Consider the following 11,419-nt stretch of genomic DNA (forward strand, 5'->3'; position numbering starts at 1 on the left):
AGCGGAGCACGGGTCTGCCGAGCAGCGCGCCGGGGTCGAGCGGGGTGGGGGAGCTGACCAGGAATCGGGCGGTCTCTCCCGGCAGCAAGGTCACTAGCATGTCGTCGACCTCGGCGGCCGGGTCGAGCCGGTCGGGGAACAGCGCGACGTCGCGCAGCAGCGTGCGCGCGATGATCGTGACGTACGCCCCCTCGGGCGCCTGCTCGACCGAGCCCTCGTAGTCCGGCTCCGGCAGCGCGAGGTCCTTGTCCGGAGCGAAGAACCACAGCGCCCGCTCGACCTGCGGTGATATCGCCGGGGTTTGCGCGTCCGCGGCCGGTTCGGCGACCTCCGGCGTGGGCGTGACGGTGATCAGCTCCGCGGCCGGGTCGGCGGGACGGACCGACTCGGCGTCCAAGGGGACCGTCACGGCCTCGCGGGCGGGCACGCGGAGGCCGAGGGTCGTGGCCGCCAGCGGCTCGCCCGCGAAGTTCCGGCGCACCACCTCGGCCGTGGTCTCCCACGGCGTGGCGGTGTCGTTGACCGCGACCAGTGCGAGGCCGCCGTCGCGCGGCTGCACGGTGAGCAGCCGGTCGGCGTACGCCCGCCGCAGGGCGTACCACAGTGGCTTGCGCCGGCCGTCGCCGTCGATGGCGGCCCACGAGGTGACCGGCCAGCAGTCGTTGAACTGCCAGATCACCGTGCCCGCGCACACCGGCCACAGCGAGCGGAAGTGCTCCAGGCCGAGGATGAGCGCCCGCGCCTGGTTGAGCTGGGTGAGGTAGTGCCAGTCGTCGAACGTGGCCGGCTGAGGGAAGTGCGGCGCCAGCCCGGCGGCCAGCTTGGCGTTGCCGTCCTCGGCCTTCTGGTGGTGCGACAGCCCGGGGGAGTCGGGGGCGAGGGGCTCGTCGCTCAGCGCGCGGCGCAGTGTCGCGTACGCGGGCGGGCCCTGGAAGCCGAACTCGGCGGCGAACCGGGCCGGGTACTCGCGGTAGGCGGTGTAGTCGCGCCGGTTCCAGACGTCCCAGATGTGCACGGTGCCGTGCCCGGGTTCGTCCGGGTGGATCGCCATGTCCCCCGAGTACGGGCTGCCCGGCCAGTACGGGCGGGTCGGATCCAGTTCAGCGACGATTTTGGGCAGGAGGTCGAGATAGAACCCGGCGCCCCAGGTCCGGTCGGCCAGCTCCTCCCGCCAGCCCCAGGCGACGTAGCCGATGAGGTTCTCGTTGTTGCCGCACCACAGCACGAGGCTCGGGTGCGACGCCAGCCGGGTGACGTTCTCGCGGGCCTCCGCCTCGACCTCGCCGGCGAACGGCTCCTCCTCGGGGTAGGCGGCGCAGGCGAACGCGAAGTCCTGCCACACGAGCAGCCCGAGCTCGTCGCACAGGTCGTAGAAGTCGTCGCTCTCGTACAGCCCGCCGCCCCACACCCGCACCAGGTTGAGGCCGGCCTCGCGCGCAGCGCCGAGCCGGTCGGCACAGCGCTCCCGGCCGACCCGGCTCGGGAAGCAGTCGTCGGGGATCCAGTTGGCGCCGCGGGCGAACACCGGCACGTCGTTCACGATGATCGTGAACGCGGACCCGTGCTGGTCGGGCGTGGTGTCGAGCCGCACGTCGCGGAAGCCGACGCGCCGGCGTACGGCGTCGAGTTCGCCTCCGGGGCCGGTGAGCGTCACCTCCAGGTCGTACAGGCGCTGGTCGCCGTACCCGGCCGGCCACCACCGCTCGGGATCGGCGACCTCGAGCTCGGCGACCGCCGCCGTCTCGCCGTCGGGGACCGTCACGGTGGTCGTCACGTCGGTCCGGGCGCCCGCCACCCGGATGTTCGCCGTCAGCTCGCCGGTCAGCTCCCCGCCGGTGTGGCGCTCCACCGTCAGGTGGACGGAGACGCGGCCGCGCCCGTCGCGAACAACCGAGAGCGGGCGCACCTCGGCCAGCCGGGCGCCCGACCAGGAGTGCAGCCCGATCGGCCGCCAAATGCCGGAGGTCACCAGCGTCGGGCCCCAGTCCCAGCCGAAGTTGCTGGCCATCTTGCGGATGAAGTTGTACGGCTCCGCGTAGGGGCTGGGCCGATCGCCGAGCTCGTCGCGCAGCCGTTCCGCGTACGCGTACGGCGGGTCGAAGCGGACCCGCAGCACGTTGTCGCCCGGCCGGAGCGCCGACGTGGCGTCGAACCGGTAGGACCGGTGCATGTTCGCCGTCTCACCGAGCACGGCGCCGTTGAGCTCGACCGTCGCGACCGTGTCGAGCCCGGCGCACACGAGGTCGGTGCGGTCGCCGTCGCCGCCCGCCCAGGCGAAGGTCGTCTCGTACGCCCACGCGGTACGGCCGATCCAGGTGAGCCGACGCTCGTTGTCGTCGAGGTAGGGATCGGGGATGAGCCCCGCGGCGAGCAGATCGGTGTGCACGCAGCCGGGCACCGTCGCCGGGATCGGGCCGGCGGCGACCGCCGGCGGGACCTCCCGGCCGCCGCCGAGAGGGCGGAGGGTCCACGAGCCGTGCAGGGGAAGATGGGAACTCACGAGGTCTCCGATCGGCTTGCCGTTGGTGCGGGGCGGAGCGGCTCCTCAGCCCTTCAGGCCGCTGAGCACGATCCCCCTGGTGAAGTAACGCTGGAAGAGCAGGAAGAATGCGATCGTCGGCAGGGACGCGAGCAGCCCGGCCGCCATGATCACACCCTGGTGCCGGCCGCCCGTGCAGTAGGAGTTGAGCCTGGCGATGGCGACCGGGACGTTGGCCATCTGATCGCTCTGCACAATGATCAATGGCCAGAGGAAGTTGTTCCACTCGGCCGGCACGATGAAGATCGACATGGCGGCGAGCGCGGGACGCAACACCGGCAGCACGATCTGCCACCAGATCCGCCACTCCCCGGCGCCGTCCACCCTGGCCGCCTGGATCAGTTCGTCCGGGATCGAGTGCAGGTACTGCACCAGGAAGAAGACCACGAACGCCTTGGCCAGCGCCGGCACGATGTAGCCCTGGTAGCTGTCCAGCCAGCCCAGATTCCGCAGGATGACGTAGTTCGGAACCAGCGTGGCTGGTGGCCTGCCCGCACCCGGTCGGGCGTCCACACCGAGTCGTGGAAGTTGGCGACCGTCGGGTCCTCGGGCACGAGCGACGGCGGCATCCGGGTCAGTTCGGCCGAGTTCTTGAAGACGCTGATCAGCACCCAGTAGAAGGGCATGATCATGGTGAGGGCGAGCAGGTAGAACGGCAGCCGCGCCAGGTGACCGCGCATGGTCTTGGCCCGCCGCGCGGCGCGCACGCGCTCGGTGACCCCGGTGGCGTCCGGCACGAGCGGGATCATCGTGGGGGCGGCCATCACAGCTCCTTCGTGGCGCGGCCGAGCCGCAGGTTCACCAGGCTGACCGCAAAGATGATCACGAACAGCACCCAGGCGATCGCCGAGGCGTAGCCGAGCTGGAAGTGGGTGAACCCCTGGTCGTACAGGTAGGGGACGATCATCAGCCCGGAGTCGAGCACCCCGCCGATGGTGTTGGCGTTGGTACGGAAGACCAGGTAGACGGCCTCGAAGATCTGGAAGGCACCGATCAGGGACGTGATCACGACGTAGGTGGTGACCGGCCGCAGCATCGGCAGCGTGATGTGCCGGAACTGCTGCCAGGTCGTGGCCCCGTCGATGCGGGCCGCCTCTTGCCGAGGGCCTGCCGGAACCGGTCGTCCTCGAAGAGCAGGCGCCGGAAGTTGGCCAGGCCGTTGAACTCGGGGGGATTGACCCCGTCGAACTCGGTGAAGCCGAGGTACAGCGAGTTGGCCAGCGGCCAGATCAGGAACCCGGCGAACAGGGTGAGGAACGGCAGCAGCATCACGCAGGAGGTGACGTTGCGCCGCAGCCCCGGCCTGCGGGACACCCGCCGGAACGCGTCGGCGGAAACTGCCATGGCGACTCCACCCTTCCCGGGGAGCCGTTTCCGCGAGGCCGACTGCTGGCTCCCACCGGTGTGGCCTCGCGGAAACGACCCGTCCTGCGCTGCTAACCGGCGTTGCGCTCCATGATCTTCGCCGCCTGCTGCAGCGCGGATCGCGGAGTGGCCTTGCCCAAGATGGCCGATTGCAGCTGCTTGGCGACGTCAGGAGCGCTCTCGTCCCACCCGGGGCAGCCCGGCGCGGCCTGCCCCGTCCGGAAGACCTCCTTGAAGACGGACGTCTGCTCGGGCGGGTAGAACGCCTGGTCCAGCCGGTCGGGGCGGGGCGGGATGTAGGACAGGTTGCGGCCCTTGGCCTCCTGGCCCATCGTCTCGATGGCCTCGTCGGAGTAGAGGAACTTGATGAAGTCGGCGGGCTGCCGGACGTACTTGCTGAAGGACATGACGCCGACGGCGCGGCCGCCGACGAACGTGGTCGCACCGGCCGGGCCGGCCGGGAGTGCGGCCATCGCCCATTTGCCCTTCAACCCGGGCTTGTCGTGATCGATGGTCTTGGCGATCCAGCTGCCGCCCTGGACCATCGCGGTGCCGGTGTCGAGCGCGTTCATCCCCTCGACCGTGGCCGTCGGCGCGCCGTACTCGCGGTGCAGGTCGATCCAGTACCTCAGCGCCCGCTCGGCCTGCGGGGCGCTCAGGCCGGCCTTCGCCAGCAGGTCGGTGCGGTAGTAGAGCACCTCGGTCGACATGTCGGGCGGCACGCCGTAGACGGAGCCGTCGGGTGAGGTGGCGTTCTTCCACATCGAGGCGTGCGCCTTGGGCTGGATGGCGTCGATCCCGTACTTGCGCAGGTCGACCATGCCGCCGCGCCGGCCGAACTGGATGGCCCAGGTCAGCCCGCCCGAGATGAGGTCGGGGCCGCTGCGGCCGGTCGCCGCGGCCAGCAATTTGGCGTAGGCGTCGTCCCACGTGATGGTCTGCACCTTGATGGTCACGTTCGGATGCGACCGCTTGTAGAGGTCGGCCGCCTTCTGGAAGATCGCCGTGTCCTCGTCGGCGCCGGTCGACCAGTACGTGATGGTGGCAGGGGCGCTGGTGTCGGCCTGCTCGGTGCTGGACTTGCCGCTCGTGGCACAGCCCGAGCCGAGGACGGTGACGAGTGCGAGGCTCGAGACGAACAGCTGTCGTCGCATACGGGATCTCCGGTCTGCCGGGGCGGAGGACATCTGCCGGGGTGGATGACAACGGACACGCTCGATCCGCGGACCCCGACCCGGCGACATGCGGCCACGGAGGGCAACCGTGACGACATGACCGCCCCCTTGGAGACCGGGCCGGGGCCTCTCGGTCAATCAAGTCGCATCACAGCACTTAACCGTTTAAGTTTCAATGCCCTATTCAGAGTTTTCACGGAAGTTCTCCGCACCCGGTCGGGCGCGCACGGCGGTATTTCGGCGCGCTGTGCGATGTCACCGATCGTGAAAGACCGCGTCACCGACCGCGGGAAGGCCGCATGCGGATCGCTCCGATGTTCATTAACCGGTTCATCGACGAGGCGCGCAATCGTCGGCGGGCAGCCGGAAGCCCGACGATTCCCGGGTGCGGGGTGGCCGGCCGCTGAAAGCCCTGCTGCCATGTAACGGTTGCGTTTCGGTGTCTTGACAGGAATGCGACCTCTCGGCTTTGCTCCGTGGGAGCGCTCCCACATATGCCGCAAGAGGATGCCGTACGGCGAACAAGGCGGCATTCGCGCAATCCATCGGCGACGACCTGAGAGGGGTCCGCTATGAGGGTCTACTGGCGACGCGGGCAGACCGCCGTCGCAGCGGTGCTGGCCGGCATCCTGGTGTCCACCACCGCGTGTGGTGGAGACGACGGCGGCAACGACGACAACGGCAAGGCCGCCGCGAGCGGCCCGGTCGAGCTCACCGTCGACACGTTCGGTGAGTTCGGTTACGAGGAGCTGTACAAGCAGTACGAGGCCTCCCACCCCAATATCAAGATCAAGCAGCGCAACGTCTCGCAGCTGGACCAGTACATCCCGCGGATGCAGCAGTGGATGGCCACGGGCAGCGGCGCGGGCGACGTGGTCGCCCTCGAGGAGGGCATCCTCCCCACCTACATGCAGCAGCGGAGCAAGTTCGTCAACCTCTTCGACTTCGGCGCCACCTCGCTGGAGCAGAACTTCCTGCCCTGGAAGTGGAAGCTCGGGCTCAGCGCGGACGGCAAGCAGCTCGTCGGCCTCGGCACGGACATCGGCCCGATGGGGATGTGCTACCGCAAGGACCTGTTCGCGAAGGCGGACCTGCCCACGGCACGCGACGAGGTCAGCAAGCTGTGGCCGGACTGGGCCGCCTTCCTCGAGACGGGCAAGAAGTTCCAGAGCAAGGTCCCGAAGACCAAGTTCCTCGACGGTCCGACCGCGATCTGGCGCACGACCGTGGCGCAGGAGGGCGGCAAGGGCGCCGGCCACACCTACTTCGACACGAGCGACAAGCTGGTCTTCGACAGCAACCCCGGCGTCAAGGCCGCGTTCGACACGACCCTCAAGTTCCAGACCGAGGGCCTGACCGCGAACATGCGGATCTTCACGCCCGAATGGCAGACCGCGCTCAAGCGGGACACCTTCGCGACGCTCCCGTGCCCGGCCTGGATGCTCGGGGGCATCGAGGAGTTCTCGGGCGACTTCGGCAAGGGCAAGTGGGACGTCGCCACGGTGCCGGGCGGCAGTGGCACCTGGGGCGGCTCGTGGCTGGCCGTGCCCAAGCAGAGCAAGCACCAGAAGGAGGCCGCGGAGCTCGCGAAGTTCCTGACCAGCCCGGAGGGTCAGCTCGCGGCGTACAAGTCGAAGAACACCTTCCCGTCGTCGCCGAAGGCCCAGCAGGACCCGGCGGTCAGCGGCAAGACCAGCCCGTACTTCGGCGAGGCGCCGATCGGCAAGATCTTCAGCGAGATGGCGGCGCAGGTCAAGCCGATCTACCTGGGCCCGAAGAACGAGGCGGTCCGTGAGGACGTCGAGGACGTCCTGCTCGGGGTCGGCCAGAACAAGATCAAGGCTGACCAGGCCTGGCCCAAGGCGGTCGAAGCGGCCGAGAAGGCGGCCCGGTAGTCCCTTTCCGGCTACGGCGGTGGTACCGGTCGTCTCAGCACCCGGCACCACCGCCGTCTCCACCCGGAAAGGTGCCCCCGGCCTCTCCAGAGAGGAAGGCGAATGAGTGTCGACCTGCGCCCGGCGCCCGCCGCCGGTCGCCGTGCGACCGGTCCGGCCGGCGATCGCCGCAGTCGGTTCCGCAGCCGGCTGTCCCGGCTCGACGTGAGGTTCTCGCCCTACCTGTTCATCTCCCCCTTCTACGTCGTCTTCCTGATCTTCGGAGCGTTCCCGCTCGGCTACACGGTCTGGGTGTCGCTGCACGACTGGGAGCTCGCGTCCGGCCTGCGCGAGTTCGTCGGCCTGCAGAACTACCGGGATCTGCTCGTCGACGCGGACTTCTGGAACTCGGTCGTCAACACGATCGGGATCTTCGTCATCTCCACCGTGCCGCAGCTGCTGACCGCGCTGTTCGTCGCGAACCTGCTCAGCCGCCGGCTACGGGGCAGCACGCTGTTCCGGATCGGCATCATCCTGCCCCTGGTGACCTCGACCGCCGCGGTGGCGATCGTGTTCACCCAGCTCTTCGCCGCCGACTACGGCTTGATCAACTGGCTGCTCGGCCTGGTCGGGATCGACGACATCGCCTGGCAGGCGGACCGGGGCTGGTCGTGGGTCGCGATCGCCTCGATGGTCGACTGGCGGTGGACGGGCTACAACGCGCTGATCTACCTGGCCGCCATGCAGGCGATCCCCAAGGACCTGTACGAGGCCGCGGCGATCGACGGGGCTTCCAGGGTGCGCCAGTTCTGGCGCATCACCATCCCCATGCTGCGGCCGACGATCATCTTCACCGTCATCATCTCCACGATCGGCGGGCTCCAGCTGTTCACCGAGCCGGTGCTGTTCGGCGGCGGCCGGATGGAGGGTGGACCGGTCCACCAGTACCAGACGGTCTCGATGTACATGTTCGACAACGCCTTCCGGGGCGACGACTACGGCTACGGCGCGGCCGTCGCGTGGATGCTCTTCATTCTGATCATCGTGTTCTCGCTGCTCAACTTCCTGTTCATCCGGCGCACGGGAGGCACCAAGTGACCGCCGTCTTCTCCGTCGATCCGGCGGCGCGCAAGCGGAAGGGGCGCGGACCGGGCCGGTTCCACGGGTTGTGGGAGGCGAGCCCGCTCACCTACCTGACGCTGGTCATCGCCCTCGCGCTCTCGGTCTTCCCGATCTACTGGATGCTGGTCGTGGCCACGCGGAGCAACGACGTCGTCTCCGCCGTCCCTCCGCCGATGAGCCCCGGCGGGAACCTCGGCGACAACGTCGGCAGGCTGTTCGACAATCCCGACGCGTACTTCGCCAAGGGGCTGCTGAACTCGGCGATCGCCTCCACCGCCGTGACCGTGTCGACCGTGTTCTTCGCCACCCTGGCCGGCTTCGCCTTCGCCAAGCTGCGGTTCCGCGGCAAGAACGCGCTGTTGCTCACGATCATCGCCACCATGATGATCCCGGTCCAGATGGGGATCATCCCGCTCTATATGATCATGGTGAAGCTCCACTGGCAGGCGCAGATCCAGTCGGTCATCATCCCGTTCCTGGTCACCGGGTTCGGGGTGTTCATGATGCGGCAGTACGCCGCGCAGGCCGTACCGGACGAGCTCATCGAAGCGGCCCGCGTGGACGGCTGCTCGACCTTCCGGATCTACTGGAGCGTCGTTCTGCCGGCGCTGCGGCCCGCCGCCGCTGTGCTCGGCATCTTCACCTTCATGCAGACCTGGAACGAGTTCATGTGGCCGCTGGCGGTGCTCAATCCGGAGAACCCCACGGTGCAGCTGTCGATCAACCAGCTGGCCAACGCCTATTTCCAGGACTACACGCTCATGTTCGCCGGAACGGCGGTCGCGACCATTCCACTGCTCGTGATCTTCGTTCTGTTCGGCCGCCAGATCATCGGCGGAATCATGGAAGGTGCGATCAAGGCATGAACCCCAACGGAGCACAGCAGCAGACCGCGGCGGCCGTTCGGCCGGAGGTGGGCCTGGCCTTTCCCACTGGTTTCCAGTGGGGTGCCGCCACCGCCGCCTACCAGATCGAAGGGGCGGCGCGGGAGGACGGCAGGGGCCCCTCCATCTGGGACACCTTCAGCAGCAGGCCCGGCGCGGTACTCGGCGGTGAGAACGGCGACGTGGCGGTGGAGCACTACCGCCGCTACCCGCAGGACGTCGAGCTCATGACCGATCTCGGGCTCACCGCCTACCGCTTCTCGGTGTCGTGGCCCAGGGTGCAGCCGGACGGTTCCGGCCAGATCAACCAGGCGGGGCTCGACTTCTACCGGCGGCTCGTGGACGAGCTGCTCGACGCCGGCATCGAGCCGTGGCCCACGCTCTACCACTGGGATCTTCCGCAGGCGCTCGAGGACGCGGGCGGGTGGCCCGAGCGCGACACCGCGCAGCGGTTCGCCGACTACGCCGCGCACGTGCACGAGGCGCTGGGCGACCGGGTCGGCAACTGGATGACCGTCAACGAGCCGTGGTGCGCGGCCTTCCTCGGCTATGCCTCGGGGGAGCACGCACCCGGGCTGAAGGAGCCGGGGGCCGCCATGCGGGCGGCGCATCACCTGCTGCTCGGTCACGGTCTCGCGGTCTGCGCGATCCGTGAGCAGCGCCCGCACGTCCGGATCGGCCCCGCGGTCAACCTGTACGCCATATCGCCGGCGAGCGAGGCCCCGGAGGACCACGACGCGGCCCGCCGCATCGACGGCCTGCAGAACCGGCTGTTCCTGGACGCCCTTCTGCACGGCCGGTACCCGAGTGACGTCCTCGCCGACGTGGCGGGCACGGGCTTCGCCGACTGCGTTCGGGACGGCGACCTGGCCGTGATCAGCGAGCGCATCGATCTTCTCGGGGTGAACTACTACAGCCGCTTCACCGTCTCGGGGCTGCCGGGCGACGCCACCCAGGCGGTCTCGTCCCCGTTCTCGTCCGACTCGCCGTGGGTCGGCAGCGACTTCGTGCGGTTCGTCAGCACCGGACAGCCGGTCACCGGTATGGGCTGGGACATCGACGCTCCAGGCCTGCACGAGGTGCTGACCCGGCTGCATCGGGAGTACCCCGCCGTCCCGCTCTACATCACCGAGAACGGGGCCGGTTACGAGGACGACCTGAACGGCGACGACACCGTCCACGACCACGAGCGGATCGCCTATATCGACGCCCACCTGCGCGCCTGTCACGAGGCCATCGCGGACGGAGTCCCGCTGCGCGGTTACTTCACCTGGTCACTGCTGGATAATTTCGAATGGTCGTGGGGATACTCGAAGCGGTTCGGGCTGGTCTACGTCGACTACGCCACGCAACGCAGAGTGTTCAAGGACAGCGCGACCTGGTACGCGAAGGTGATCCGGCAGGGCGGTCTGCCCGGTCACCACTGAGGGGTCGACGAAGGGGCCGGAAGTCATGAGGGGTCGATGGAGGTGAAGGGCGCGCGCACGTCGGCGCGTCCCACCCTGGAAGAGGTAGCGGCACGGGCCGGGGTCGGCCGGGGCACGGTGTCGCGAGTGATCAACGGCTCTCCGAAGGTGAGCGCGCAGGCCCGTGAGTCGGTGCTGCAGGCCATCTCGGAGCTCGGCTATGTTCCCAACCGGGCCGCCCGGTCACTGGTGACCCGGCGGACCGACACCGTCGCGCTGGTGATCTCCGAGTCCGAGCAGCGGCTGTTCGGTGAGCCGTTCTTCGCCGGCATCGTCCGCGGGATCAGCACGGCGCTGGCCGACACCGGGCTTCAACTGCTCCTCACGCTGTCGCAGTCGGCGACCCAGCACGCCCAGCTGGAGCATTATCTGACCGGGCAGCACGTCGACGGCGTACTGCTGATCTCGCTGCACCGGGGCGATCCGCTGCCCGGGCGGCTGGAAAGCGGCGGGGTGCCGACCGTGCTCGGCGGTCGCCCGCCGGGCATCGACCCGATCAGCTACGTGGACGTCGACAACCTCGGCGGCGCGCGGCAGGCCGTCGACTACCTGCTCGCCCAGGGACGGCGGCGGATCGCGACGATCGCGGGGCCGCAGGACATGGGCGTGGGCATCAACCGGCTGGCAGGCTACCGCGAGGCGCTGCGCGAGGCCGGGCTGCCCGAGCAGATCGTCTTCGGCGACTTCAGCGACGCGAGCGGCGCCTCCGCGGCGGCGGATCTGCTGGTTCGCGACCCGGACCTGGACGCGATCTTCGCTGCGTCAGATCCGATGGCGCTCGGGGCCATGCGGGTGCTGAAGGAGCAGGGGCGTCGTGTCCCCGAGGACGTCGCGGTGATCGGCTTCGACGACTCGGTCGACGCGCCGTTCGCCGCACCGCCCCTCACGTCCGTGCACCAGTCCGTCGAGGGGATGGGCGAGGAGATGGCCCGGCTGCTCATCGCCAGGATCCGCGGCGAGGCCCTCGCCGATCCGGTGGTCATCCTCGACACCC

General features: G+C 69.2%; 10 protein-coding genes. 5 read left to right on the plus strand and 5 right to left on the minus strand.

What is annotated here, in order from left to right; genetic code table 11:
- From HKK72_RS29915 to HKK72_RS29935, 5 genes are all read right to left on the minus strand, one after another.
- Positions 1-2,500 (minus strand): glycosyl hydrolase 2 galactose-binding domain-containing protein (locus HKK72_RS29915; RefSeq protein WP_315987512.1); only part of this gene is annotated, 2,500 nt, incomplete at its 3' end.
- 45 nt (positions 2,501-2,545) lie between these two features.
- Positions 2,546-3,052 carry a carbohydrate ABC transporter permease gene (locus HKK72_RS29920; protein ID WP_187237791.1) on the minus strand — a complete coding sequence of 169 codons (507 nt, stop codon included), beginning with the start codon at positions 3,050-3,052 and terminating at the stop codon, positions 2,546-2,548.
- 250 nt (positions 3,053-3,302) lie between these two features.
- A complete protein-coding gene (locus tag HKK72_RS41550; RefSeq protein ID WP_261987332.1) occupies positions 3,303-3,575 on the minus strand; it encodes a carbohydrate ABC transporter permease in 273 nt (90 codons plus the stop codon).
- The gene (locus HKK72_RS41555) at positions 3,545-3,883 is read right to left on the minus strand and encodes a carbohydrate ABC transporter permease (RefSeq protein WP_261987333.1); all 339 of its coding nucleotides are present in this window, start codon (positions 3,881-3,883) and stop codon (positions 3,545-3,547) included. Before HKK72_RS41555 ends, HKK72_RS41550 begins: the two co-directional genes overlap by 31 nt.
- Positions 3,884-3,975: 92 nt before the next feature.
- The gene (locus HKK72_RS29935) at positions 3,976-5,058 is read right to left on the minus strand and encodes an extracellular solute-binding protein (RefSeq protein ID WP_187237793.1); all 1,083 of its coding nucleotides are present in this window, start codon (positions 5,056-5,058) and stop codon (positions 3,976-3,978) included.
- A gap of 593 nt (positions 5,059-5,651) precedes the next feature.
- Here HKK72_RS29935 and HKK72_RS29940 point away from each other — a divergent pair.
- The 5 genes from HKK72_RS29940 to HKK72_RS29960 form a co-directional block, all read left to right on the plus strand.
- Positions 5,652-6,974, plus strand: a complete 1,323-nt coding sequence (locus HKK72_RS29940; protein ID WP_187237794.1) for an extracellular solute-binding protein — start codon at positions 5,652-5,654, stop codon at positions 6,972-6,974.
- 102 nt (positions 6,975-7,076) lie between these two features.
- A complete protein-coding gene (locus HKK72_RS29945; protein ID WP_187237795.1) occupies positions 7,077-8,051 on the plus strand; it encodes a carbohydrate ABC transporter permease in 975 nt (324 codons plus the stop codon).
- A complete protein-coding gene (locus HKK72_RS29950; RefSeq protein WP_315987513.1) occupies positions 8,048-8,941 on the plus strand; it encodes a carbohydrate ABC transporter permease in 894 nt (297 codons plus the stop codon). The genes HKK72_RS29945 and HKK72_RS29950 overlap by 4 nt, the downstream gene beginning before the upstream one ends.
- Positions 8,938-10,386 carry a GH1 family beta-glucosidase gene (locus HKK72_RS29955; protein WP_187237796.1) on the plus strand — a complete coding sequence of 483 codons (1,449 nt, stop codon included), beginning with the start codon at positions 8,938-8,940 and terminating at the stop codon, positions 10,384-10,386. The genes HKK72_RS29950 and HKK72_RS29955 overlap by 4 nt, the downstream gene beginning before the upstream one ends.
- Before the next feature lie 36 nt (positions 10,387-10,422).
- On the plus strand, positions 10,423-11,419 hold a 997-nt coding region (locus HKK72_RS29960; protein WP_187237797.1), incomplete at its 3' end, for a LacI family DNA-binding transcriptional regulator.

The organism is Actinomadura sp. HBU206391 (genome assembly GCF_014323665.1).
Taxonomy (GTDB): Bacteria; Actinomycetota; Actinomycetes; order Streptosporangiales; family Streptosporangiaceae; genus Actinomadura_C.

Excerpts from the sequence above, each read along its gene's own strand:
- HKK72_RS41555 (WP_261987333.1), bottom strand. The coding sequence starts at position 3,883 with ATGGCAGTTTCCGCCGACGCGTTCCGGCGGGTGTCCCGCAGGCCGGGG.
- HKK72_RS29955 (WP_187237796.1), top strand. The coding sequence starts at position 8,938 with ATGAACCCCAACGGAGCACAGCAGCAGACCGCGGCGGCCGTTCGGCCG.
- HKK72_RS29940 (WP_187237794.1), top strand. The coding sequence starts at position 5,652 with ATGAGGGTCTACTGGCGACGCGGGCAGACCGCCGTCGCAGCGGTGCTG.
- HKK72_RS29945 (WP_187237795.1), top strand. The coding sequence starts at position 7,077 with ATGAGTGTCGACCTGCGCCCGGCGCCCGCCGCCGGTCGCCGTGCGACC.
- HKK72_RS29935 (WP_187237793.1), bottom strand. The coding sequence starts at position 5,058 with ATGCGACGACAGCTGTTCGTCTCGAGCCTCGCACTCGTCACCGTCCTC.
- HKK72_RS41550 (WP_261987332.1), bottom strand. The coding sequence starts at position 3,575 with ATGCTGCGGCCGGTCACCACCTACGTCGTGATCACGTCCCTGATCGGT.